Annotated in this window: 21 protein-coding genes and 1 pseudogene; 12 read left to right on the top strand and 10 right to left on the bottom strand. The window is 69.4% G+C overall.

Features of this window, described 5'->3' with window-relative positions:
* Nucleotides 1-5: 5 nt before the first annotated feature.
* On the top strand, nucleotides 6-965 hold the full coding sequence (gene pheA / locus ACWKZU_RS02825; protein ID WP_449280872.1) for a prephenate dehydratase: 960 nt from the start codon (nucleotides 6-8) through the stop codon (nucleotides 963-965).
* Between the two features lie 74 nt (nucleotides 966-1,039).
* On the opposite strand, the gene ACWKZU_RS02820 is transcribed toward pheA, so the two are convergent.
* Nucleotides 1,040-2,038 (bottom strand): diacylglycerol/lipid kinase family protein, encoded by a 999-nt coding sequence (locus tag ACWKZU_RS02820; protein ID WP_449280871.1) that lies wholly within the window; start codon nucleotides 2,036-2,038, stop codon nucleotides 1,040-1,042.
* A gap of 165 nt (nucleotides 2,039-2,203) precedes the next feature.
* Between ACWKZU_RS02820 and serS the strand changes: the two genes are divergently transcribed.
* From serS to ACWKZU_RS02800, 4 genes and pseudogenes are all read left to right on the top strand, one after another.
* Nucleotides 2,204-3,469, top strand: coding sequence for a serine--tRNA ligase (gene serS, locus ACWKZU_RS02815; RefSeq protein WP_449280870.1), 1,266 nt, complete (start codon nucleotides 2,204-2,206; stop codon nucleotides 3,467-3,469).
* 4 nt (nucleotides 3,470-3,473) lie between these two features.
* Nucleotides 3,474-4,334 (top strand): HAD family hydrolase, encoded by an 861-nt coding sequence (locus ACWKZU_RS02810; protein ID WP_449280869.1) that lies wholly within the window; start codon nucleotides 3,474-3,476, stop codon nucleotides 4,332-4,334.
* Nucleotides 4,335-4,465: 131 nt separating this feature from the next.
* Nucleotides 4,466-4,651: pseudogene (locus tag ACWKZU_RS02805) on the top strand (LysR family transcriptional regulator); the annotation flags it as partial.
* 18 nt (nucleotides 4,652-4,669) lie between these two features.
* On the top strand, nucleotides 4,670-5,350 hold the full coding sequence (locus ACWKZU_RS02800) for a LysR substrate-binding domain-containing protein (RefSeq protein ID WP_449280879.1): 681 nt from the start codon (nucleotides 4,670-4,672) through the stop codon (nucleotides 5,348-5,350).
* A 10-nt stretch (nucleotides 5,351-5,360) separates the two neighbouring features.
* Here ACWKZU_RS02800 and ACWKZU_RS02795 read toward each other — a convergent pair whose 3' ends face one another.
* From ACWKZU_RS02795 to ACWKZU_RS02785, 3 genes are read right to left on the bottom strand one after another with little or no spacing between them, the layout of a single operon-like run.
* Complete coding sequence (locus ACWKZU_RS02795) at nucleotides 5,361-6,347, bottom strand: ketopantoate reductase family protein (RefSeq protein ID WP_449280868.1); 987 nt, start codon at nucleotides 6,345-6,347, stop codon at nucleotides 5,361-5,363.
* Nucleotides 6,344-7,534: an acyl-CoA dehydrogenase family protein gene (locus ACWKZU_RS02790; protein WP_449280867.1), complete on the bottom strand. Its 1,191-nt coding sequence runs from the start codon at nucleotides 7,532-7,534 to the stop codon at nucleotides 6,344-6,346. The genes ACWKZU_RS02795 and ACWKZU_RS02790 overlap by 4 nt, the downstream gene beginning before the upstream one ends.
* Nucleotides 7,531-8,874: an NtaA/DmoA family FMN-dependent monooxygenase gene (locus ACWKZU_RS02785; RefSeq protein ID WP_449280866.1), complete on the bottom strand. Its 1,344-nt coding sequence runs from the start codon at nucleotides 8,872-8,874 to the stop codon at nucleotides 7,531-7,533. The genes ACWKZU_RS02790 and ACWKZU_RS02785 overlap by 4 nt, the downstream gene beginning before the upstream one ends.
* A gap of 405 nt (nucleotides 8,875-9,279) precedes the next feature.
* Between ACWKZU_RS02785 and ACWKZU_RS02780 the strand changes: the two genes are divergently transcribed.
* The 5 genes from ACWKZU_RS02780 to nikE are packed head-to-tail and all read left to right on the top strand — an operon-like array spanning nucleotide 9,280 to nucleotide 15,836.
* A complete protein-coding gene (locus ACWKZU_RS02780; protein WP_449280865.1) occupies nucleotides 9,280-10,650 on the top strand; it encodes an NtaA/DmoA family FMN-dependent monooxygenase in 1,371 nt (456 codons plus the stop codon).
* A 40-nt stretch (nucleotides 10,651-10,690) separates the two neighbouring features.
* On the top strand, nucleotides 10,691-12,310 hold the full coding sequence (locus ACWKZU_RS02775) for an ABC transporter substrate-binding protein (RefSeq protein ID WP_449280864.1): 1,620 nt from the start codon (nucleotides 10,691-10,693) through the stop codon (nucleotides 12,308-12,310).
* 9 nt (nucleotides 12,311-12,319) lie between these two features.
* A complete protein-coding gene (locus ACWKZU_RS02770) occupies nucleotides 12,320-13,264 on the top strand; it encodes an ABC transporter permease (protein ID WP_449280863.1) in 945 nt (314 codons plus the stop codon).
* Complete coding sequence (locus ACWKZU_RS02765) at nucleotides 13,261-14,184, top strand: ABC transporter permease (protein WP_449280862.1); 924 nt, start codon at nucleotides 13,261-13,263, stop codon at nucleotides 14,182-14,184. The genes ACWKZU_RS02770 and ACWKZU_RS02765 overlap by 4 nt, the downstream gene beginning before the upstream one ends.
* Entirely contained in the window at nucleotides 14,181-15,836 is a 1,656-nt protein-coding gene (gene nikE, locus ACWKZU_RS02760; RefSeq protein ID WP_449280861.1) for a nickel ABC transporter ATP-binding protein NikE, read from the top strand. Before ACWKZU_RS02765 ends, nikE begins: the two co-directional genes overlap by 4 nt.
* Nucleotides 15,837-15,879: 43 nt before the next feature.
* On the opposite strand, the gene ACWKZU_RS02755 is transcribed toward nikE, so the two are convergent.
* Nucleotides 15,880-16,752, bottom strand: a complete 873-nt coding sequence (locus tag ACWKZU_RS02755) for a sulfurtransferase (protein WP_449280860.1) — start codon at nucleotides 16,750-16,752, stop codon at nucleotides 15,880-15,882.
* A 209-nt stretch (nucleotides 16,753-16,961) separates the two neighbouring features.
* Between ACWKZU_RS02755 and ACWKZU_RS02750 the strand changes: the two genes are divergently transcribed.
* Both ACWKZU_RS02750 and ACWKZU_RS02745 read left to right on the top strand, forming a co-directional pair.
* Nucleotides 16,962-18,443, top strand: a complete 1,482-nt coding sequence (locus ACWKZU_RS02750; protein WP_449280859.1) for an FAD-binding oxidoreductase — start codon at nucleotides 16,962-16,964, stop codon at nucleotides 18,441-18,443.
* Nucleotides 18,443-19,237, top strand: coding sequence for a DUF1684 domain-containing protein (locus ACWKZU_RS02745; RefSeq protein ID WP_449280858.1), 795 nt, complete (start codon nucleotides 18,443-18,445; stop codon nucleotides 19,235-19,237). The genes ACWKZU_RS02750 and ACWKZU_RS02745 overlap by 1 nt, the downstream gene beginning before the upstream one ends.
* Before the next feature lie 9 nt (nucleotides 19,238-19,246).
* Here ACWKZU_RS02745 and ACWKZU_RS02740 read toward each other — a convergent pair whose 3' ends face one another.
* The 5 genes from ACWKZU_RS02740 to ACWKZU_RS02720 form a co-directional block, all read right to left on the bottom strand.
* Complete coding sequence (locus ACWKZU_RS02740; RefSeq protein WP_449280857.1) at nucleotides 19,247-20,197, bottom strand: sulfurtransferase; 951 nt, start codon at nucleotides 20,195-20,197, stop codon at nucleotides 19,247-19,249.
* Nucleotides 20,198-20,201: 4 nt separating this feature from the next.
* Nucleotides 20,202-20,645, bottom strand: a complete 444-nt coding sequence (locus tag ACWKZU_RS02735) for an OsmC family protein (protein WP_449280856.1) — start codon at nucleotides 20,643-20,645, stop codon at nucleotides 20,202-20,204.
* 134 nt (nucleotides 20,646-20,779) lie between these two features.
* Nucleotides 20,780-21,121, bottom strand: a complete 342-nt coding sequence (locus ACWKZU_RS02730) for a transposase (protein ID WP_449280855.1) — start codon at nucleotides 21,119-21,121, stop codon at nucleotides 20,780-20,782.
* Between the two features lie 61 nt (nucleotides 21,122-21,182).
* Complete coding sequence (locus ACWKZU_RS02725; RefSeq protein ID WP_449280854.1) at nucleotides 21,183-22,058, bottom strand: sulfurtransferase; 876 nt, start codon at nucleotides 22,056-22,058, stop codon at nucleotides 21,183-21,185.
* A complete protein-coding gene (locus ACWKZU_RS02720) occupies nucleotides 22,055-23,089 on the bottom strand; it encodes an aldo/keto reductase (RefSeq protein ID WP_449280853.1) in 1,035 nt (344 codons plus the stop codon). The genes ACWKZU_RS02725 and ACWKZU_RS02720 overlap by 4 nt, the downstream gene beginning before the upstream one ends.
* Between the last annotated feature and the right edge of the window lie 298 nt (nucleotides 23,090-23,387).

Genomic DNA, 23,387 nt, shown 5'->3' with positions numbered 1-23,387 from the left:
GTTCCATGCCCGAGACGCCCGCCACCACCCGCCGCTACTCCTACCTGGGGCCGACGGGGACCTTCACCGAGGCGGCGCTCAGGCAGGTGCCCGAGGCCGCCGGGCAGGAGTGGAACCCCGTCACCAACCTGGGCGAGGCGCTCGGCGACGTGGTCTCGGGATTCAGCGACGCGGCGATGATCGCGATCGAGAACTCGATCGACGGCGGCGTCACGGTGGCGCAGGACGCGCTGGCCACGATCCCGGGCCTGCGGATCGTCGGCGAGTACCTGGTGCCCGTGCGCTTCGTGCTCGTGGCGCGGCCCGGCGTGCGGCTCGAGGACATCGCGGTGGTGACGGGTCACCCCGTGGCCTACGGCCAGTGCCGCGCCTGGCTCGACGATCAGGTGCCGCGGCATCGCCACCTCCCGGCCACCTCCAACGTGCAGGCCGCGGCCGATCTCTTCGACCCCGAGAAGCGCATCGACGCGGCCATCGCGCCCCCCGGCATCGAGGCGCACTACGACGTCGAGGTGCTCGCCGAGGGCATCGCCGAGAACCCCGACGCCGTCACCCGCTTCGTGCTCGTCAGCCGCACGGTGCCGGTCGGAGAGCCCACGGGCGCCGACAAGACCTCGCTCATCGTCGAACTGCCCGAGGATCGGGCGGGCGCGCTGCTCGAGCTGCTGGAGCAGTTCGCCACCCGCGGCGTCAACCTCACCCTGCTCGCCTCGCGCCCCATCGGCGATCGCATGGGGCGCTACCGCTTCGTGATCGACGCGGAGGGGCACATCAAGGACGAGCGGGTGGCCGACGCCCTGCTCGGCGTGAAGCGCTTCAGCCCCGGCGTCGTGTTCCTCGGCTCCTACCCGCGCGCCGACCGCATCGCGGCGACGATCCGCGACGCCCACGACGACGAGACGTTCCGCGACGCCCGAGACTGGCTGCGCGGTGTGATCGAGGGCACCCCCGACGGCGAGGTGTGACGGGCCGTCCGGGCTGCCGGATCGAAGTCGGGTCCGGATCCCGGATCGGGCCCGTGCTCGGATCGGCCGCGGCCTCAGAGCCGCGGCGACCAGTCGGGGAGCACGCGCACGACGAGCGCCCCGGGGTCCACCTCGCCCCGCGCCGCCAGCGCGAGCCCGAAGTCGTCGCCGTCGAGCTGGATCGGCTCCGGCTTGGAGACCGCGAGCGCGTAGCGGGTGGCGCGCGTGTAGCTGACGCTCTTCGTGTCGTTGACCAGGTCGATGATCCGGCGCCCGGCCTTCGTCTTGCGCAGCACGCCGTTCTCCCAGCCGATCTTGTTCCAGATCCGCAGCCACGAGAACGGGCCGAGCGGCCTGAGCGCCACCACGTCGAGCTTGCCGTCGTCGATCTCCGCGTCGGGGATCAGCAGCACCCCGCCGGGCATCAGGCCGCAGTTGCCGATCATCACCGTGTAGACGGAGAGCGTCTTCACGGGTGCGTTGTCGACCGAGTAGTGGATCTGCAGGGGGCCGTCGGTGAGCATGGTGCGCATGCCCGCGTCGACGTACGCCAGCCACCCCAGGCGCTTCTTGAGGGTGGCCTTCGTCGCCGAGATCGCCCGCGCGTCGAGACCCATCCCCGCCAGCACGAGGAACACGTGCTCGTCCTCGGAGGCGTCCTCCCGCACGATCTTCAGTACGCCCAGGTCGATGCGGCGGTTGGAGCCGATGAACGCGGCCCGCACGATCTCGTCGAAGCGGCCCAGGGGCACGCCGAGGTTGCGGGCGAGCAGGTTGCCGGTGCCCTGGGGCACGACGGCGATCGGGATCCCGCTGCCCCGCAGCACCTCGGAGACGGCGCGCACCGTGCCGTCGCCGCCGCTGGCCAGCACGACGTTCGCGCCGTCGGCGATCGCCCGGCGGGTCGCGGAGATCCCCGCGTCGTCGGCCGAGGTCTCGTACCAGCGCGTCGGGGCCCAGCCGGAGTGCCGCTCCTGGAACGCGACCGCGGTGCGCAGCGCGGCGAGATCGGTCTTGAGCGGATGGTAGACCACGGCGGCGCTCGGCAGCTGACGCGCGGGAGTGCTGGGCATGGGAACCAGCGTAGCGGCGGCGGCTCGCGTCATTCATGCAGGAGATCCCCCGTCGTGCAGCACTGATCCGGCGAAACCCTCCTGCACGAGTGGTTTTCTCCTGCGCGAGCGCGCGGCGAGGACGGTTCGGGCGGGTATCAGAAGGGCACCGCTAAGCTGGGAGCCGTGATCGATCCAGTACTGCTCCGCAACGATCCCGAGTCCGTCAAGCACTCCCAGCGAGCGCGGGGGAACGACGAGGCCGTGGTGGACGAGGCGCTCGCCGCCGATACCGCTCGTCGCTCGGCGCTGACCGAGTTCGAGACGCTGCGCGCCGAGCAGAAGGAGTTCGGCGGGCGCGTGAAGGCCGCCGCGAAGGACGAGAAGCCGGCGCTCATCGCGCAGGCGCAGCAGCTCGCCGCCTCGGTGAAGGCCGCGGAGGCCCGCGCCAAGGAGGCCGAGGCCGCGTTCGAGGCGCTGGCGATGCGCATCGAGAACCTCGTCATCGAGGGGGTGCCCTCCGGCGGCGAGGAGAACTTCGTCACGCTGCGCGAGGTCGGGTCGAAGCCCGAGTTCGACTTCGAGGCGCGGGATCACCTGGAGCTGGGCGAGCTGCTCGGCGCCATCGACATGGAGCGCGGGGCGAAGGTCTCGGGCGCTCGCTTCTACTTCCTGCGCGGCGTCGGCGCGCGGCTCGAGCTGGCCCTCATGAACCTGGCGCTGGACCGCGCGCTCGCGCACGGCTTCACCCCGCTCATCACCCCCACGCTCGTGAAGCCCGAGATCATGCAGGGCACTGGCTTCCTGGGCGAGCACGCCGACGAGGTCTACCACCTGCCGGCCCAGGACCTGTTCCTCACGGGCACGAGCGAGGTGGCGCTCGCGGGCTACCACGCCGACGAGATCATCGACCTGTCGCGGGGCCCGGTGCGCTACGCGGGCTGGTCCACCTGTTATCGCAGCGAAGCCGGATCGCACGGCAAGGACACCCGCGGCATCCTGCGCGTGCACCAGTTCAACAAGCTGGAGATGTTCGTCTACGCCGACCCCGCCGAGGCGGAGGCGGAGCACGATCGCCTGGTCGCCTGGCAGGAGGAGATGCTGCAGTCGCTCGGCCTGCACTACCGCGTGATCGACGTGGCGGCAGGGGATCTCGGCTCGAGCGCCGCGCGCAAGTTCGACATCGAGGCCTGGGTGCCGACCCAGGGCGCCTACCGCGAGCTCACCTCCACCTCGAACTGCACGACGTACCAGTCCCGCCGCCTCGCCACCCGCTTCCGCACGGAGACCGGCAAGACCGCGCCCGTCGCGACGCTCAACGGCACGCTCGCCACCACACGATGGCTGGTCGCGATCCTCGAGACGCACCAGCGGGCCGACGGCAGCGTCACCGTTCCCGAGGCGCTGCGCCCCTACCTCGGCGGGCTCGCGACGCTGGTGCCGGAGGCCTGATCGTATGACGAGTATCGTTCCGGCCGAGCAGCGGCATCTCATCGCGCTCGACCTCGACGGCACGGTGCTGCACCACGGCTTCACGGGTGCCGGCGACGATCCCGAGTCGGGGCACATCGATCCCGAACTCGGCGACGCGATCCGCGCCCTGCACGACGCCGGCCACGAGGTGGTCATCGCGACGGGGCGCTCGGTCGACGCGACGCTGCCCATCGTCGAGAAGCTGCGGATCCGTCCCGAGTGGGTCGTCGCGGCGAACGGCGCGGTGACGCTGCGCCGGGATCCGCTCGCCCATCGCGCCTATCGCCGCGAGTACGTCGAGGCCTTCGACCCGAGCGATGCGCTCGTGAAGATCCGCACCCAGCTCGTCTCCGCCCGCTTCGCGGTCGAGCTGGCCGACGGCGGTTTCCTCTACACCGACACCATCCCCACGGGCACCCTGCCGGCGCGGCAGCGCCGCGTGCGCTTCGAGGAACTGCTGGGCGTGCAGGCCTCGCGGGTGGTCGTGGTGTCGCCCGACCACCGTCTCGAGGAGTTCCTCGACGCGGTCGAGACGCTGGGCCTCACCCACGTCTCGTACGCGGTGGGCAGCACCTCCTGGCTCGACATCGCGCCCGACGGGGTGACGAAGGCGAGCGCGCTCGAGGTCATCGCCGAGAAGGTCGGCATCGACGACTCGCGGATCTTCGCGGCGGGTGACGGGCGCAACGACATCGACATGCTGCGCTGGGCGGCGCGCCGGGGCGACTCGGTGGCGATGGGCCAGGCCGTGCCGGAGGTGCAGGCCGCGGCCGGCCGCGTCACCGGCACGATCGAGGAGGTCGGCCTGCTCACCGCGCTGCGCGAGCGCTTCGCCTGGCTGTAGGGCTGCAGTCCTGAGCCGGGTGGCGGGGCCTCGGCGCCGCCGGACCGTCCTCGGCTCTCGGCCTGCGGAGCATATTACGAAGAGAGACCCGGATGGCGGGTGGCGCCGACGCGCCAACATAACATGTACTTATGTCTTCCATTCTTGAAATTTCGCATTTGCGAACGTTTCTCGCGATCTCGGAGTATGGCGGGTTCGGGCGCGCCGCGACAGCGCTGCACCTGAGCCAGCCCGCCGTGAGCCAGCATGTGCGCCAGCTCGAGCGCCGCCTCGGACAGCCTCTCGTCGATCGCGAGGGGAGGAGAACCCGTTTCACGCCGGCTGGGGAAGCCCTCTTGCTCGAAGCTCGACGGATCCTCTCCGCGCACGATGAGGCACTCTCCCGCCTCAACGCCGGTCCGACGCCGCACGTCATGATCGGATCGTCGGAAACGGCCGCCGAACAGATCCTTCCCGATCTGCTCCGCACGATCAAGTCGGCCTATCCCGGGTACCAGGTGCAGTTCACCATCGACCGATCGACCCAGATCGGCGAGGCCATCGGCCGGGGAGAGCTCGATCTCGCGGTGGTGCTCGGGTTCGGCACGGAGACCGTCGGCACTCAGGTCGGCAATCTGCCGCTGCAGTGGTACGCCGCCCCCGACTGGCGCGCGCCGGTGCCGGGCGAACCGATCGCGCTGATCGCCTACGTCGAACCGTGCGGCATGCGCCAGCGCGCCCTGCAGGAACTGAATCAGGCGGGGTATCAGGTCGAGATCGCGGCTGAATCGGCGAGCCTCGAAGGCGTCATCGCTGCGGCTCGCGCCGGCCTCGGCGTCGCGGTGCTCCCCGCAGCGGGCCTGACCCCTCCGCACGGGCTCGAAGTGCGGAGTTCGCTGCCGGGGCTCGGCGAGATCGGAGTGAACCTCGCCGCGAGACGCGGGGTCGACAGCGACCTCGAGGAGACGGCACGCGAGGCCTTGACCGATTTCTTCTCAGGACATCGATTCCAGAAGCTGCGGGCCGTCTCCGCCTGAGCTGCTCGTGTCAGGTCGAGACCGAGCGGAGAATGCTCTCGACGTCGCGAGTCCCGGGTGGCTCTCCGGCTCGGAACGAGACGGCGAGCGTCTCTTGCACCGCTGCGTTCAGGGGTGCTTCCAGGCCGTGCAACCGAGCGATGAGCGCGATCTCCCCGTTGAGATAATCCGCCTCCTGGCCGCGGGCGTCGCCGCGGGCGAAGCTCTGCCAGGTCGACATTCCCGACGGCTCGTCGGGTGCCTTGCGCACGATGAAGCCGGAGTCGTCGACGGTCCGCTCCTCAGGGCCTGCGAAGTCGATCGCTGCGGCCGTCAGCACCTCGCGAGCCTCGGAGACGAGCGCGTCGCGCAGACGGGCGGTCGCCTCGGGCGAGCCGCCGAACACATCCACCGCGTTCTTCACATTGAAGAGCAGCTTCGCCGCCTTCCACCTGCCGATGTCCTCGGTCGTCTGCACGGCATACGCCGAACGACGCAGATCCTCGGCGACCGTTTCGGCGAGCGCAGAGGGGCCGCCGGGGAACGCGCCGATCGTGAAGACGCCCGGCGTCGGCGCCGATCGCACGGAGACACGCCCAGGTTCGATGAAGAGCGCGGCCTGGTTCAGAGATGCGCCCAGCACTCGAGGGAATCGGCGCAGGGCCCAGCGTTCCGACTCCAGCCCGTTCTGCAGCGTCACGGCGGGCAACTGCGATGCCACGCCGCCTTCCGACACCGGCCGCCAGGCCCAATCTCCCAGCGCGGCGTCCAGATCCTGCGCCTTCGGGGTGAATACGAGCACGTCGTCGCGTCGAAGCTCCGTTTCGGCATCTGCGGCGGTGACAGCGAGCCTCAGCGTGTCACGGCGATCGGGCCGTTGATACACCAGGCCCGATCGCCGCAGCACTTCGGCCTGTCGTCCCCGGGCGACGAGGAGATAGGGCTGTCCGTGCAGGTGGAACTGCGCAGCGAGGGCGGTGCCAGTGGCTCCGGCGCCGATGATGACGTAGCGGCTCACGAGAGATCCTTTCCGAGCAATGCGACGGGTCGCAGTCGGTCGAGTTCGCGGCGACCGACCGCGACACGAGCCAGGTCGAGCTGCGGTGGGTGCACTCGTGCGAGAAGCACATCACGCAGGTGGCGCTCGAGTGGGAGCGCGCGCGAGAGCGCCGGGTTTCCGAGCGCCGCAATCGCGGTCTGCACGGCCGAGATCGCCGACTCCGCGATGAGGGGCTTCGCGATCCGAGTGCGCTCGACCGCTACGGGATCCCCGAGATCGGCGCGGGCGGTCAGGCCGATGAGCAGTTCCTCGGCCTGCACGAGATGACCCTCGATCTCGCCCGCGATCGAGCGGATCCGTTCGGTCTCCGCGATCGGCGTGCCGAGCGCGGAGGGGATCCGGCCCCAGGCGAAATCGGCGAAGGCTCGCTGCGCCGCGCGTGCGACCCCCACGTAGATCGCGACGTGGAAGAGGCTCGACGGACCGCCCCGGCCGACGGGATCCACGTATCTGCCGTCGACGTAGGGGATCTCGGTGAAGTGGTCGAGCGGCACCTCGACGTCCGTGTACACGACGTCGTTCGTCGCACTGCCCCGGAGCCCCAGATGGTCCCAGGTCTCGACGACCTCGATCCCGGGATGGCGGGCGGGCACCAGGACGTGGCCGACGCGGGTCGGGTCCTCGTCGGTACGCACCCAGACTGAGTGATAGTCGAGATGGCTGCTGCCCGTGACATACGCCTTGCGCCCCGAGACCGCCCAGCCGTGTGCGGTCCTTCGAGCCACGGTCTTGGGCAGCCCGCCGCGGGCTGGGGCGCCGAGCTCGGGTTCGGCGCGGGCCGAGTTGAGGTTAACCGGCCCGGCGGCGAGCAACTCGTCGAATCGTTCGGAGAGTCCCGCCGGCCAGGAATCCGTGAGGGAGAACTTGTGCGCGGCGTGAATGGTGTTGACGAGGACGAGACCGGCTGCCGGGTCACCCTCGGACACCGCCTGGATCAGCCGCACCAGCTCCAGATTGGACGCGGCGGGATCTGTCGCGAAGATGGCGTGATAGACCCCTTCCTCGTGCAGCCGTCCGAGCGTCCTGGTGGGAAAACGCGACTCGCGATCGTTGGTTTCTGCATCCTCCGTCGCGATCCGTGTGAGCTCGCGCAGCCGTTCGACGTCGAACAGTGAGGCCCGAGGGAAGGAGACAACGGGGCTCATGCGCGCACCTCTCGGTGAGGACGGGCTCCGGCACCGATTCCGAGCCGCTCGCGGAAGGTCTCTCCGGTGTACTCGGTCCGGAACCTGCCGCGACGTTGGAGTTCGGGGACGAGCCCCTCCACGATCGAGGTGATGCCCCGCGGGTTGGACTCGACATTGAAGGCGAAGCCGTCCGAGGCGTCCGCGTCGACCCACTCGAGCAGGTCGTCCGCCACCCGTTCCGGAGTTCCGATGACGACCCGGTGGCCCGCCAAGAAATTGTTGAGCAGCACGTCATGGGTCGTGAGGTCCTTGTCCCGCGCCTCTTGCACCAGATTGCCGCGCTGCTGCCGGTCGTACGGGCTCGCGTGCTCGACCTCGATCTCCGAGTAGGGCAGGGGGCGGGAGAGATCGAGCAGCGTCGACGGCACCCCGAGCCGGTCGGCGAGGGCCTCCCGCAGGTAGTCGAGGTCGAGCTGTTCATCCAGTTCGCGCTTCACGCGGAAGGCCTCGGCCTCGGTGGAGGCCACGATCGGAAGGAGTCCGGGTAGGACGACGATGTCGTCGGGGTCGCGTCCGGCCGCCGCGGTGTGGCGTCTCACGTTCGCGGTGAATTCCCGGCCCGACGCGATCGTGCGGTGCTTCGTGAAGAGCGCATCCGCCCAGCGGGCGCCGAACTCCTGGCTCTGCGGCGATGCACCCGCCTGGACGATCACCGGCTTGTTCCCGCGGTACCGCGGGAGCGAGTGCACTCCGGCGCTCGTGAAATGTGCGCCCCGGAAGTCGATCGGTCGCGCCGCATCGACGTCGAGATACCGGAGATTCGACGGGTCGGCCACGATCGCCTGCTCCGGGAGGGAGTCCCACAGTTCGTGCACGATCGTCAGGAACTCCTCCGCGCGCGCGTACTTCGTGTCGCGGTCGTCGACACCGTCGATGCCGAGGATGTCGAGCGCCGCTGCGTTCTGACTCGTGATCACGTTCCATCCGGCCCGGCCCCGGCTGAGATGGTCGAGGGAGAGGATGTCTCGCGCGACCTGATACGGCGATCCGTAGGTCGCGTTGATGGTGGGGATCAGGCCGATCCGCTCCGTGGCGACGGCGATCGCGGAGAAGACCACCGTGGGATCGAGCGCGCGCCAGGGGCGACGCGGAGGATCCGAGAGGTTCAAGCCGCCGTAGCTGTCCGGCATGAACACGGCGTCGAGCTTGCCGGCTTCGGCGATCTGGGCGTTCTGCACGAGCCGGTCGATGTCGGTCGAGAGTTCGGCCGGGCGATCCTGCTGCGTCCAAGCGGCATCGTGAATCCCGGAGGGGATGAGATTGAAGACAAGACGTATGGGCTTCTTCGTGGAGGGCAATTCGGGCCTTTCGGGGTGTGCCGGTGGTGGTGCTCTCGAACGCTATGACACCCCGCATCCGGGTGTCCAAGCAGGAACCACGATGCCGAATCATCAGCGGGATCGATGGATCATCCCCTAGGCGACGACTGGCTTCCGGCGGTCGTCGAAGTCGATCCGGACCGTCCGGGGTCGGTAACAGAACGCAACCTTGCCGACTGCCGGAGCGCACTCCCGAGACCCGTCGCCGGCTCGGATTCGAGACGGTGCCAGGGGAATCCGGGTCATCACGACTGTGGATCGCTCGGCATATCGTTTCGTGCTTGGACATGATGCGAACCGCTCCCGTACGTTCGCAACGTGTCAGGACGGCGCCGCCGCGCCGGCCCTCATCGATTCCGTCCTCCATCCGAACAGGAGATCGCCATGCCGAACCCGAAGCCCCTCGTCTTCAGCGCGTTCAACATGTTGGCGCCCTCGCACCACGACCACGGCCAGTGGGCGAACCCGCGGAGCCTTCAACTGCAGTACACGAATCCGCGCTACTGGATCCACATCGCGCAGACGCTCGAACGGGCGCGATTCGACCTGCTCTTCTTCGCCGATGTGCTCGCGCCCTACGAGACGGTCGACGGCACCGGTGATCTGGCGCTATCCACCGGATTGCAGGCGCCCGTCCTCGATGCGGCGAGCATCGTATCGCTGCTCGCCGGGAGCACCGAGGAGCTCTCGTTCGCGTTCACCCAGAACGTCCTGCAGGAGCCCCCGTACTCCTTCGCGCGAAAGATCACCACCCTCGATCATCTGAGCGGCGGCCGCCTGGGGTGGAACGTGGTGACCGGCTCGATCGCCGGGACCGGTCGGAACCTCGGATACGGGGGCCTGCCCGGCCGGGATGACCGCTATGCGCGTGCCGAGGAGTACCTCGACGTGGTCTACCGACTCTGGGAGCAGAGCTGGGATGAGGAAGCGGTGCTGCGCGACCGGGAGCGCGGCAGGTACGCCGACCCGTCGCTCATCCGTGCGATCGGGCACGCCGGGGAGTTCTTCGACGTGCCCGGTCGTCACGTTTCGGAACCGTCGCCGCAGCGCACGCCGGTGATCTTCACGGCAGGCGCCTCCGACCGGTTCGCCGCGTTCGCCGGAACCCACGCCGAGGGCGTGTTCTCCTCGATCGAGGTCGGTGACCCGGCGCAGAACGTCGCGCGGATCCGCGCCGGTGCCGAGCGTGCGGGGCGGAACCCCGCCGATCTCAAGATCTTCACGAAGTTCGCCTTCGTGCTCGGCAGCACGGAAGCGGAGGCCCGCGCCCTCGACGACGAACTCGCGGAGTTCAGATCGCCCGAATCGCTGCTGGTGAAGCTCGCCGAGAGCGCTGGTGCGGAGCTGGCGTGGATCCCCTGGTGCGCGAAGCTCTCGCAACTCCTCGAACGGCACGGAGAGGAGCGTCTCGGCGGGCTGCGTATTCGGCTGGAGCGCGCACCCGACCACGACTGGACGTTCGAGGAGTATGTGCGCTGGACCGGTCGGCAGCATACGGTCGGCACGCCTGAGCAGATCGCAGATGCGATCGAGCGTTGGCGCGACGTCGGCGTCGACGGGCTCAACGTCCACTACCTCATCTCGCCCGGCTCCTGGGAGGACTTCGCCGACCACCTGTCCCCGGTACTCACCGAGCGAGGACTGATGCGCGGCGAGCACGAGGGCCCGGGCACGCTCCGCGAGCGCCTGTTCGGCCGCTCCAGACTCGACGACGGCCACCCCGCCCGCGCGCGTCGGCTCGTCGGCTCATCCTGAACCACTCATCACCATCGCCAAGATCAGAAAGTACGGAAACATGACATATACAGTCCGGAGCGCCGCGCTCCTCGTCGCGGCATCCGCGTCTCTCGTCGCTCTCGCCGCGTGCTCGAGCGGCGCGCCCGCGGAGTCGGGCTCGGAGACGAACGGGGGAGGCGGCGTGCTGCGATTCGGCGACAAGGTCGTCGACTGCGCGGATCCTCATCAGCGGGGTAACAATCCTTCGAGTTACCAGTTGAAGCCGGTGACGGACAGTCTGCTCGCGCAGGATCCGGAGACCGGCGAGTACCTCCCTTGGCTCGCGAGCGAGTACTCGGTGAACGACGACGCGACGGAGTTCCTGTTCACGATCAGAGAGGGCGTGACCTTCAGCGACGGCACCGACCTCACACCCGAGGCGGTCGCGACCAGTCTCAACGCCATCGTGGAGGAGCTCGGTGCGGCTGCTTCGCTGCCGATCGGATATCTCAACGACTACGAGACGGCAGCGGCGACCGACGAGCACACGGTCACGGTCACCTTCTCCTCGCCGAACATCGCCTTCCTCCAGGGTGCGGCGACCACGAATCTCGGGATCGTCTCCGAGGCCTCCGCCGCGCTGTCGGCCGAGGAGCGCTGCGCGCAGGGCGTCGTCGGCACCGGTCCGTTCGTCATCGACAGCTTCACGCCCGGCGAATCGCTGGTCTACTCCAGCCGTGAGGATTACGCCTGGGGCAACCCGCTGGCTGAGAACCAGGGTGCTGCGTATCTCGCCGGTCTCGAGATCGTCAGCATCCAGGACACCGCGGTGCTCGCGGACAGTCTGCTGAGCGGCCAGATCGACGCCTACTCGGTCGCACTCGCGCAGGATGTCGATCGCATCGAAGCCGGCGGAGGCAAGGTGTATACGACGACCAACGGCGGCTACCCCGTGACGCTGGTGCCGAACCTGCAGCATCCGGTGCTGGGCGACCCGGCCGTGCGCGACGCGCTGCAGATCGGTATCGACCGCGAGTCCGCAGTCGCGGGCGTGATCGGAGACTGGTTCGTGCCCTCGACCTCGGCCCTCAGCCATGTGACGGTGGGGTATGAAGATCTGAGCGATCGGCTCGTCTACGATCCCGAGGGAGCGGAGCGGATCCTCGAGGAGGCCGGCTGGATCGTCGGTGCGGACGGGATCCGCGAGAAGGACGGTCAGCGGCTCTCCTTCGACATCACGGGCGAGTTCAGCTGGAACAGTAGCCCGGACATCGCGGCGGTGCTCAAGGAGCAGCTCGCCGAGATCGGCGTCGAGGTGACGATCAACCTGCTTCCCACGGGTCAGCAGCAGGCGGTCTACGACGCCGGTGAGCAGGGCGTCCGCTGGGCCAACGGCTACACGCCGGAGCCCGACACGCTCCGCGCGGTGCTCGGATTCGCAGACGGGAACTGGAACCACCGCACGGAGCCCTCCGAGATCGACGAGCTTCTCGACCGGCAGGTGCAGCTTGCGGATGTCGCAGAGCGCAACGAGGTGCTGGCCGAGATCCAGGCCGAGATCATCGATGAGGGCTACCTGATCCCGATCTACGACTGGGCGCAGTCCTTCGTGGTGTCGAGCAAGGTGGGCGGGAGCATCCAGCTGCCCTTCCTCTCCGGCCCCGGACCGCTGTACACCGACATCACCCTCGAGAACTAGGTCGCCAAGATGCACGAGCCCGCGAAACGGCTGCTGCTGCGCCTCGCGCAGGGAGTCCTCGTCGTGTGGGGCGCGTTCACGGTCTCGTTCATCGTGCTCTACCTCATTCCCGGGGACAGCGTGAGTGTCCTGCTCGGCGGAGACGGAGGTACCTACGTGGACCCCGCCGAGCAGGAGGCCTTGCGCGCTTCGCTGGGGCTGGACCGCCCGTTCCTGCTGCAGTACTTCGACGTGCTGCAGCAGTACCTCCGTCTCGACCTCGGCGAATCCGTGCGCTACGGCGCGCCAGTCACCCAGCTCTTGGCCGAGGCCATCCCCTCCACGATCGCGCTCACACTCGCGGCCATGGCCCTCGCGATCGTGCTCGGGATCGCATTCGCCGTCCTCGTCACCTTCCGGCCGCGATCGGGGGCCGCACGGCTCTTCCGGATCCTCCCTGCTTTCGGTACCGCCGTGCCGACCTTCTGGATCGCGTTGATCCTGCTGCAGCTCTTCTCCTTCAGGTGGAGTCTCTTCCCCGTCGCGGGCGATGACGGGTGGCGCTCGCTCGTGCTGCCGGCGGTGACGATCGCGGTGCCGTACGCCTCTCTCATCGCTCAGGTCACGATCGACGGAATCGCGAGGTCCCGGGGCGAACTGTACGTCGAGACCGCGGTGGCGAAGGGTGTGTCGAGCGCCCGAGTCCACCTCCGACATGTGCTGCCCAGCTCGCTCCTGCCGACCATCAGCGTCATCGGAGTGAACTTCGGCACGCTGCTCGCAGGGGCCGTCGTCTCCGAGACGATCTTCTCGAGGCAGGGGATCGGCGCGCTCATGCAGTCCTCGGTCCTGCAGCGCGACCTGCCGCTCGTGCAGGCGATCATCGTCGTCACGGCGGTCGCCTTCGTGCTGGTGAACCTCGTCACCGACTCCGTCTACCCGCTCGTCGACCCGAGAGTGAGGGCATCGCGATGACCGCAGTGATCGAACAGGCGCGCAGCGGCGCAGGCATCGACCGCCAGGCTGAAGGGTCGGCGTCCGCCGAGCCGGGCCCTCCTCCGGTCGGCGCGTCCGGCCGTCGTCGTCGAAGTCGGAGGCGCGGTATCGGGCTCGTGGTACCGCTGGCGGTGCTCGCCATCGCCGTGCTCGCCGCGCTCATGCCCGAGTGGTTCACGACGAAATCGCCCTACGAGCTGTTCTCGGATCACAAGCTGCAGGGACCTTCGTCCGAGCATCCGTTCGGCACCGACAACCTCGGTCGCGACGTGTACACCCGTGTGATCTACGGTGCGCGCATCTCGCTCGTGGCCAGCCTGTTCGCACTCGGGATCTCCTGCATCGGCGGGAGCGTGCTGGGGCTCGCTGCCGGTTCCATCGGCGGGCGCGCAGACGCCGTCATCATGCGGGTGACCGATCTTCTCATGTCGGTGCCGAGCCTCATGATGTCCCTGGCGATCGTCGCCGCGCTCGGGTTCGGCACGCAGAACGTCGCGCTCGCCGTCGGGCTGGCCGGGATCGCGCCATTCGCCCGACTGATGCGCTCGAGTGTGATCGTGACCGCGCAGGCCCCCTTCGTCGAGGCGGGGCGCCTCGCGGGCAGAGGTCCATTCTCGAACCTCATCCGCCATGTGCTGCCGAACGCCTTCTCCCCCGTCGCGGCCTATGCCGCGCTCGAGTTCGGTGCGAGCATCATCGCGATCTCCTCGCTGAGCTTTCTCGGCCTGGGAGTCGTCCCGCCCGAGCCCGAGTGGGGAGCGCTCATGGCCGAGGGACGAGGGTTCCTCAGCACGGCATGGTGGATGACCACCTTCCCCGGGATCGCCGTGACCGCTGTCGTGGTGGCGGCGAACGGGATCTATCTGCACTTTCAACGATTGACGAAGGAGGGAACGTGACCCCCGTTCCGCCCACCCCGCGATCCGTACTCGCGATCGACCGTCTGTCCGTGGACTACCGTCTTCCGACGGGATCCGAGAATCGCGCCGTCGCGGAGGCCTCTCTGACCGTGGGCTCGGGGGAGTTCGTCGCGCTCGTCGGGGAATCGGGATCGGGCAAGAGCACGCTCGCGAAGGCCGTGGTGGGGCAACTGCCCGCGAGTGCGAGGATCGCGGCCGGGAGCAGCATCTCCGTCGGTGCGGAGGAGATCGTCGGGGCTCCGGAGCGCACGCTGCGCGCGCTTCGAGGAGCTGCGATCGGTTTCGTTCCGCAGGACCCCCGGCGAGGGCTGCACCCCCTGCAGCGGATCGGTGCGCAGATCGTGGAGGCGCTGCGCGCGCACCGGCCGCTGAGTCGCGCCGCTGCCCGCGTGCGCGCCGAGCAACTGCTCGAACAGGTCGGGATCTCCGAACCCCGGCGGCGCGCGAATCAGTACCCTCACGAGTTCTCCGGCGGAATGCTGCAGCGTGTCCTGATCGCGATAGCGGTTGCCGGGGAGCCGAGGCTCATCGTCGCCGACGAGCCGACGAGCGCTCTCGATGCGACGGTGCAGCGGCAGATCCTCGACCTGCTCCGCTCCCTGTCGTCCGGACAGGATCGCGGCCTCCTGCTCATCACGCACGATCTCTCCGTGGCGTCCCGTTACTCCGACACGTCGTACGTGATGCGGCACGGTCGCATCATCGAGAACGGTGCCACGTCCACGGTGTTCGAGTACCCGCAGGAGGAGTACACGCGGGCGCTGATCCGAGCCTCGCCCCGGATCCGCCGGGTCGAGCCGGTCCCCGCGCGGCACATCGAGGTTCCGGACGAGTCCGTACTGCTGCGCGCGGAGGCCATCAGTCGACGGGTGCCGGCGCGCGCGGAGGGATCGTGGAGACGTACGGAGACGACCCTCGTCGAAGACGTGTCGTTCGCGCTTCGCCGAGGCTCGACGCTCGCCCTGGTCGGCGAGTCCGGTGCGGGCAAGACGACCGTCGGTCGATTGGCGCTCGGCCTGGATCCGCTCAGCGACGGAGAGATCGTCTTCGAGGGCGATCGCCTCAGCGCTCAGGACCGGGACGCGCGGCGTAGGTTCCGCAGGCGCACACAGCTGATCCCTCAGAGCGCCGCGGTCACATTCGATCCGAGGTACTCGGTCGCCGAGGTGATCGGCGAGCCCATCCGGGCGAACGGAGGCTCGGCCGCTGCAGCGGCCGGGAGGGTGAGCCGCCTCCTCGAGGAAGTCGGGCTGCCCGCGGCCTTCGCCGACCGCAGTCCGTTGGAGCTGTCGGGCGGGCAGCAGCAGCGCGTGGCGATCGCGCGCGCGCTGAGCCTCGAGCCGCACCTGCTCGTGTGCGACGAACCGACCAGTGCGCTCGATGTAACGGTGCAGGCGACGATCGTCTCACTGCTTCGGCGGCTGCAGCGCGAGCACGACATCGGAATGCTGTTCATCTCGCACGATCTCGCGCTCGTCAGCGAGATCGCGGATGAGGTCGTGGTGCTGCAGCACGGTCGCGTCGTGGAGTCGGGGAGCACGGCCGCGGTCCTGCAGCAACCGCTCGCCGAGTACACCCGTGAGCTGGTCGCCGCAGCGCAGCCTGCACCGGCGCCCGACGCGGTGCTCTGATCGCCGGCGCGCTCGCAGCGGGTGCGGGGACAGAACTCGTGGCTCAGGGGTCGATGCCGGTGGCGACCGGCAGCTCCTCGTGATTCGACCATTGCGACCAGGAGCCCGGGAAGAGTGCGCCCTCGAGGCCCGCAAGCGCGAGCCCGACGAGATTGTGCGCAGCGGTCACGCCCGAACCGCAGTAGACGCCGACGGACCGGGTGCGGTCGACGCCGAGTTCCGCGAAACGATCCCGCAGTTCGTCGGCGGGGCGGAACCGGCCCGAGTCGTCGAGATTTTCGCCGGTGGGGGCGTTCAGAGCACCGGGGATGTGCCCCGCGCGAGGGTCGACGGGCTCTTCGAGCCCCTGGTATCGTTCCGGCGCCCGCGCGTCGAGGAGTGCGCCCCCCGCGGCCACGAAGCTCGCCACCTGGTCGAGGTCGATGACCGGAAGATGCCCTGAGCCGAGCGTCACGTCGCCCGTCACGACCTCCGGAACTCCGGTCTCGACCGGGAACCCGGCCGAGATCCAAGCCGGCAGCGCTCCATCGAGCAGACGCACGCGAGCGAACCCGGCGTTCCGCAGCACCCACCACACGCGTGCCGACGCATAGTTGCCTCCTCCGTCATAGGCCACCACCTGGTCCTGCTCGCGAATGCCCCAGGACCGTGCTGCTCGCTGGAGATGATCGGGATCCGGAAGGGGGTGTCGGCCGTCGCGCGGGGACTTGTGCTCGGCAAGCTCGGTATCGAGGTCGACGTACACCGCTCCGGGGATGTGCGTCTCGGCGAAAGCCGCCCGGCCGTCGGGCTGCGGGAGCGTCCAGCGCACGTCGAGCAGGCGCGTGCGGGGCGCATCGGCGGGCAGATCGCGTTCGGCGCGCAACTGCGCTGCGAGGTCCTCTGCGGTGATGAGAATCGAATCACGGTTCGTCATGATTCGGACTATATCCCCCGACGGTTCGGAATGCAGGCGCCGGTGCGGAGATGACGGATCGTGACCGTCTCCTGGCAGGGGATATGGGCCGAGGATCGGCGCGATCATTGGTCATCGCCGATTGATACTGATCGGCGATGGATGCCCATCGAGGGAACTTCTTGGACATCCGGGAGAAGCGATCCTAGTGTCGGAGATCGGATCGCTCGATGCGTGTCCGAGCAGATCAGGCGCTCCGTCCGCGAGCGCGGAAGAGAGGCCGAGAGATGGCGCAGCCCGAGAGAGGCCGGCACGGGAGTGCGGCGACATCGCAAGGGACCGGAGCGGAGACTGCTCTCCTCGCAGCGCTCGGAGAATCCGCGGACCTCGAGATCGACGAGCCGACGTCGGGCCCGATCCGCGACCGGTCGTCCTCGTCCGTCGACGGCTCACCGGTCGCGGTGATCCGCGCGCTGAACCGAAACGGCGTCGCGTATGCGCTCCGCACGGCATCCGCTTTCGGGACGCCCGTGGCGACGCGGGGGGCGGGGAGCGGACTCGCGGGGGGAGCTGCAGCGGGGAGCGGGTGGATCGTACTCGATATGTCGCGGCTCGATCGCATCGTGGAGATCGACGCCGTCGATCAGATCGCGGTCGTCGAGCCGGGAGTGTCCGCGGCAGAGCTCGACTCCGCCGCTGCCGCCCACGGACTGCAGTACGCTCCCGATCCCGCGAGCGTCGAGATCTCGTCGATCGGCGGCAACATCGCGACGAACGCCGGCGGCTTCCACGCGGTCAAGTACGGGGTGACGCGCGACGCGATCCGCGCGCTCACGGTCGTGACCGGAGACGGCCGCACACTGCGCACCGGAGCACCGACGACGAAGGGGGTGGTCGGGTTCGACCTCGTTTCGTTGATCACGGGTTCGGAGGGCACGCTCGCCGTGGTCGTGGAAGCGGCGGTGGCGCTGCAGCCGATCCCGCGCGACACCGTGACGCTCGCGGCCTACTTCCCCTCAATCAATGCTGCTGCCGAGGCGGCGGTCGCGCTGCTCGGTTCGGACGTGACTCCGAGTCTCTGCGAGCTCCTCGATGCGGCCACGCTTCGCGCCATCGACGCGGCGACGGGAACCGACTACAGTCTGCGCGGCAACGCGTTCCTGCTCGTTCAGGCGGACGGCTGGGGCTCGCAGGCCGAGGCCGCGCGTATCGCCGAGCTCCTCGGCCCCTTCGCCTCCGAGATCCACCGGACCGCCGACCCCGCGGAAGCCGACCTGCTGATCCGCACCCGACGCCTCGCGCTGCCATCGATCGAACGCCTCGGCAGGCTGCTCATCGAGGACATCGCGGTTCCGGTCAGCCGACTCGCCCACGTTGTCGAGCGCATCGAGGAGATCGCGGCGCGCACCGGCACCCGCATCTTCACGATGGGCCACGCGGGTGACGGCAATCTCCATCCCATCATCCTCGTACCGGAGGACGACGACCCCGAACGCCGTGCACATCTTGCGGCGTCCGCGCAGGTCGCCGCCGATGAGATCTTCGCCCTCGCGCTCGAGTTCGGGGGGACTGTGAGCGCGGAGCACGGCGTCGGCAGCGTGAAGCGAGCGTGGGGCCGGAAGGAACTCGGCGACGTGGCCGTCGAGCTGCACGAGGGCATCAAGCGCGTATTCGATCCCGCTGGGATCCTGAACCCGGGAAGGGGATTCTGATGACAGTCGCGGTGAACGCGCGTTCGCAAGACGGAGCGCTCGAGGAGGGAGGGCCGTCGAGTGAGAAGAATCGGTGGGAGGCCTGGCGGCGCGGTCGCCTCGCTGCTGCGCTCGCCCCGCACGGCATCGCCGCAGCCGTCTCGACGGTGTGGCTCGACGACGAGCCCCGGAGAATCGAGGGACTGACCGGGCTCTGGTCGGCCTCCGTCGGGAGGGTGCACCCGCATGAGGTCGAAGGAGTCGACTCCGCGCTCGCGGCGGGGGACTCCGCAGCGCTCGGCGATCGCCTCGTGCGAGTCGTCTCCCGCGAAGACGCATTGGCTGTGCGTGTGTTCGATCCGGCCGCGTCGGCGCGCGCAGCACTCGAAGATATCGACGCCTTCGACTGGGATCCGAGGTGGCACATCGGGGGTGCGTTCGATCCCGCCCCTCGATCGCTCAGGGTGCAGCAGGCCGACGGCGGCTCCACCGACTTTCCCGTGGCGGGACGGATCCGGTTCAGCGCCGATGGGCGAGAGTACTCCGTCCTGGGATTCCGTGTCGGCCAGGGCCTGCACGTCACCTTCTCCGACGCGACGAATGGAGCGGAGACCTCATCGTTCCGATTCCTCGATGTCGAACTGCCCCAGGGGCACGGGCAGGCGCAGCCGGTGCGGCTCGACTTCAACCGATCGTACCTTCCGCCGTGCTCGTTCGCCGCGGCGTATCTCTGTCCGCTGCCGCCGCCGGAGAACCGGATCGATCTGGCGGTGCGTGCCGGCGAAAGGAGACAGCGGTGGTCGAGCGGCGGTTGATGTCGGCGCTCAGCGCGCGTCGGTGAGCGGATCCAGGCAGCCGACGTCGGGTCCCGTCGTGGCGCCGCGTTCAGCGCCGTGCGCCACGGGCCGGTCGGGGTCCGTCGCCCAGGCGCTCCAGGAGTCGACGTAGAGGTCGACGCGCTGCCCGAGCAGCGCGGCGGCGAAGACGAGGGACGAACTCGCGACGCCCCCGTGGCAGTAGGCCGCCACGGGATGGGAGCCGATCGCGCCGTGCTCCAGGAACCACCGCCGGAGCGCCGGGGGTGAGAGCAGCGACCCCTCCGCGGCGAGCAGGTCGGACGCCGGTGCGGAGACCGCTCCGGGCACGTGCCCCGAGCGCTCGTCGTCGAGGAACCCGGCGTAGTGCTCCGCGGGCCTGGCATCCAGGAGAGTTCCCCGAACCGCGACCTCCGCGGCCCCGTCGGCGTCGAGCGTCTGCACGAACCGCGCACCCGCCCGCTCGTGTGCGGGAGGTGGTCCGGTGCTCGCGCGATGCGGGATGCGGGGCTTCGGCCGCGGCGTGCGGGAGGCCGGATCTCGCGCGGCACCCCCCAGCGCGCCCCCGGTCGCGACCCAGGCGGGCAGGCCGCCGAGCATCACCCGCACGCCGTCGACGCCGGCCCAGGAGAGGATGAACCACGCCCGTGTGGCCGAGGTGAGGTCCTCGGCCCTCCTGGTGAAGAGCACGATGTCGCGTGGCGCCGGGACGCCGGCTCGCCAGCGCGCCGCCGTCGCTCGGACGCAGGCCGGGTCGGGGAGCGGCAGATGGCCGGTGCCGGGTCGCGGGACGCCGGCGAACACGGTGCGGACGCCGGCGCGGTGCGCACCCGGGATCGTGGGCGCGGAGAGGGACGCATCGCCCGGCTGCGTGCGCCACGGGACGACCTCGACGAAGACCGGGGTCGCCGCCGCGGGATCCGCCCCGGGACGGAACAGCAGCGCATCCGCGGGCCGCAACGGACTACCAGCCCGCGTCGTCCGAGCCGTGGATGACGAACTCCACGGGCAGGTCGTCCTTGAGGGCGTTGTAGATCCGGCAGCGCCGCTTGTACTCCTCGACGAGCCGGTCCGGGCTCACGGGATCCTCGCCGTCGCTGTCGATGAAGCACTCCATGACGAGTGTGCCGAGCGTGCGCGCGTCGACGCTCCGCTCGACGCGGGCGAAGATCTCGACGCGTCGATCGCCCTCGCCCTCGCCGAGCAGATCCTGCCTGAAGGCGTTGAGCGCGCAGGAGACGAGCGAGGCGACGAGGAGGTCGATCGCGCTCGCGGCCTCGCCGGGACCCCCGCTGAGCGGCGACCCGTCGGACAGCAGCTCGAAGCCCTCGCCGCGCAGCCGGTAGCGTCCGCGGGTATCGGTGAACTCGCCGTGCAGCCGGCTCGCGACGATGACGCTGTCTTCCATCCGAATGCCTCCTGATCGGGCGGGCGGGCCGCCGGCGGAGCGCCGACGCGCATCGCGTCCGCACACTGTAGCAAGCGTCCCCGCGTCCCCGGCCGCGTCCCCGGTCCGCTGTTGAGAAGTCTTACGAGGACCCGTCAGGGGGACGCCGGGCGCAGCTGATCCGCGAACATCGCGACGACGCGGGTCAGGCTGCGGTTGTCCTCCTCGAGCGTCGCGATGCGCTGCTCGAGCTCGGCGATCCGGTGCAGCAGATCCTGCTTGCTCAGCGACACGGCGGGCGACGGCGCATCGTCGAAGTCGTAGCTGCCGTCGTCGTGCCTGGCGATCCACTGCCGCAGCGACTGCGGCCCCACGTCGAACTCCTCGGCGACCTCCCGGATGATGGCGCGGTTGCCGGGCTCGGCGCGTCGGCGTCGGAACACCTCTTCGACGGATGCGGTGCGCACTTCGTCGCTGTATTTACGTTCAAATGCCATAAAATACTCCTGGTTGCACCGAGCATACTGTCGCGTATATCACGAATGATATCGTGCGATGCTATCGTTCGACCTTGCTCCACTCCGACCAGGATCCGATGTAGACCGGGGCGGCGACTCCGGCCGAGGCGAGCGCGAGCGCCTGGAGGCTGGCCGAGATCCCGCTGCCGCACGACAGGATGATCTCGTGCTGCTCCGGAGCGATGCCGAGCACGGAGCGATAGGCGGCACGGACCTCCTCCGGAGTTCTCACGCCGGTACCGTCGACGAGCAGTCCGGTGGGGAGCTTGCGCGCGCCCGGGATGTGGGAACCGTCGCCCCCGTAGGCCTCGGGGCTCCGGGCGTCGATGAGCAGCGTCTCCGCGGAGCGAGCGGCGACCTGCGCCGTCGTCGCCACGACGGTGCCGTCCGGGACGAACGCCGCCGGAGCCGCGCGGAGCGGCTGCGAGGAGGACGAGGCGACCCACGCGGCGAGCTCGGCGGTGCGGCGGGCGGGCGGGGTCCGGAGGACCCGCACGTCGATCACCCCCGCCCAGCGCAGGGTCACCCATCCGCGAGCGGCGATGCTGAGCGCCGAGGCCTCCCGCGCGTACAGCAGCAGCGCGGTGCCGGGCGCGATGCCGGCCGCGGTCAGAGCGTCCGCGAGCCGGGCGTGGTCCGGCAGCGGCTGCCGCCCGGTGGTGGCGGTCTCCGGCCCAGCGAAGTCGGCCATCCGCAGGCGGAGCGCGCCGGGTACGAGCGGCTCGGTATCGGGTTCCGATGCCGCTTCCGCGCCGATCTCGATCAGTCGGTGGGGGCGCTCGGCCGACGCGGCCAGCAGCGCCTCGAGGTCGACGAGGGGAGACGGGAGCGGTCGACCGGCGGGTGCTCCGGAGCGCCCGGAGACCGCGGGGCGGGGCTCGCTTCCGAGTGCGGTCCCCGCTCCTGCGCCGCTCACGACTCCGCTCCATCGTCCGTGACGACCCGGCCCGGTCCCCCGCTCAGGGAACCGGGGAGGAGGGTGCGCAGCTCCCGCTCCTCGTCGGCGGTCGGCACCCAACGGCTGGCCGCGAGGTTCTCGTCGAGCTGCTCGGGGACGGTGACACCCGCGATGACGCTCGCCACCGTCGGCTGCGCCAGAAGCCACCCGAGCGCGGCGGCGGCCGGGGTGATGCCGCGCTCCGCGGCGAACGACTCGAAGCGTGCGAGAGCCTCCCACGGGGCCTCCCGCAGCAGGTTGCGCTTGAGGTTCGTGATCTTCGCGCCCTCGGGTGCGTGCCGGGCCGAGTACTTCCCGGTGAGCAGGCCGTTCTGCAGGGGGAAGTAGGGGATGAGTCCGAGCCCGAAGCGCTGCAGGGCGGGGATGAGCTCCTCCTCGGGTCTCCGCCACAGCAGGTTGTACTCGTCCGTCGTCGAGACGAACGCAGCGTGCCCCGCCGCCTCGGCGAGATGGTGGGCGTCGGCGATCTGCCACGCGGCGAAGTTCGATGCGCCGATGTAGCGGACCTTGCCCGCGCGTACGAGATCGGTGAGCGCGGAGAGGGTCTCGTCGATCGGGGTTCGGGCATCGGGGAAGTGGATCTGGTAGAGGTCGATGTAGTCGGTGCCGAGTCGGCGCAGCGACTCCTCCACGGAGGTCAGGATGTACTTCCGGGATCCGGTCAGGGAGTAGGCCGGTCCGTGCGTCTCCCGGAGCGACCGGCCGAACTTGGTGCCGATGACCACCTGCTCGCGGCGACCCCTGAGCGCGTCGCCGAAGAGCCGCTCGCTGAGACCGACCTCGTCCCCGTAGCCCTCCGCGAGATCGAAGTAGGTGACACCGAGATCGATCGCGCGGTCGACGATCGCCTGGACCTGCGCGGCGCCCTGCGCGCGCATGCCCGAGCGCCCGAAGGTGCTCGCGCCGACGCCGAGTTCCGAGACGATGAGACCTGATGAGCCGACGGGCCGATGCCCGTCGGGGATCGCGGCTTCCTGGGTGATTGGCATGGTGCCTCCTTGTCGGGGTCCGGGGTCGCCGGACTGGATCTGTACTCGTATTTCTATTGAATTCGAGCACGGATATATGTGTGATGACGTTTCGTTACATATTTATATGAAGAAACTCGATGAAATATACCGTCATATGTTCTAGTTCAAAAACTTATGGCAGACATAATCAAATCATCGATCGTTCGCTTCCGGACGATCGCACGGCGCACGGCGCCCCTCGCTCCGAACGGGACGGGAGGCGCCGGCACAACGGAGAAGGACTCGCGCGGATGACGGACACGCAGCTCGGAGAACT

This window comes from Leucobacter sp., from assembly GCF_053528595.1.
Note: the sequence above shows the minus strand (reverse complement) of the source record. Positions and strands in the feature narration are given on the sequence as shown.

Excerpts from the sequence above, each read along its gene's own strand:
- ACWKZU_RS02780 (WP_449280865.1), top strand. The coding sequence starts at position 9,280 with ATGCCGAACCCGAAGCCCCTCGTCTTCAGCGCGTTCAACATGTTGGCG.
- ACWKZU_RS02745 (WP_449280858.1), top strand. The coding sequence starts at position 18,443 with ATGACAGTCGCGGTGAACGCGCGTTCGCAAGACGGAGCGCTCGAGGAG.
- ACWKZU_RS02720 (WP_449280853.1), bottom strand. The coding sequence starts at position 23,089 with ATGCCAATCACCCAGGAAGCCGCGATCCCCGACGGGCATCGGCCCGTC.
- pheA (WP_449280872.1), top strand. The coding sequence starts at position 6 with ATGCCCGAGACGCCCGCCACCACCCGCCGCTACTCCTACCTGGGGCCG.
- ACWKZU_RS02730 (WP_449280855.1), bottom strand. The coding sequence starts at position 21,121 with ATGGCATTTGAACGTAAATACAGCGACGAAGTGCGCACCGCATCCGTC.
- ACWKZU_RS02765 (WP_449280862.1), top strand. The coding sequence starts at position 13,261 with ATGACCGCAGTGATCGAACAGGCGCGCAGCGGCGCAGGCATCGACCGC.
- ACWKZU_RS02820 (WP_449280871.1), bottom strand. The coding sequence starts at position 2,038 with ATGCCCAGCACTCCCGCGCGTCAGCTGCCGAGCGCCGCCGTGGTCTAC.
- ACWKZU_RS02755 (WP_449280860.1), bottom strand. The coding sequence starts at position 16,752 with ATGACGAACCGTGATTCGATTCTCATCACCGCAGAGGACCTCGCAGCG.
- ACWKZU_RS02770 (WP_449280863.1), top strand. The coding sequence starts at position 12,320 with ATGCACGAGCCCGCGAAACGGCTGCTGCTGCGCCTCGCGCAGGGAGTC.
- ACWKZU_RS02790 (WP_449280867.1), bottom strand. The coding sequence starts at position 7,534 with ATGAGCCCCGTTGTCTCCTTCCCTCGGGCCTCACTGTTCGACGTCGAA.
- ACWKZU_RS02735 (WP_449280856.1), bottom strand. The coding sequence starts at position 20,645 with ATGGAAGACAGCGTCATCGTCGCGAGCCGGCTGCACGGCGAGTTCACC.
- ACWKZU_RS02775 (WP_449280864.1), top strand. The coding sequence starts at position 10,691 with ATGACATATACAGTCCGGAGCGCCGCGCTCCTCGTCGCGGCATCCGCG.
- ACWKZU_RS02750 (WP_449280859.1), top strand. The coding sequence starts at position 16,962 with ATGCGTGTCCGAGCAGATCAGGCGCTCCGTCCGCGAGCGCGGAAGAGA.
- ACWKZU_RS02810 (WP_449280869.1), top strand. The coding sequence starts at position 3,474 with ATGACGAGTATCGTTCCGGCCGAGCAGCGGCATCTCATCGCGCTCGAC.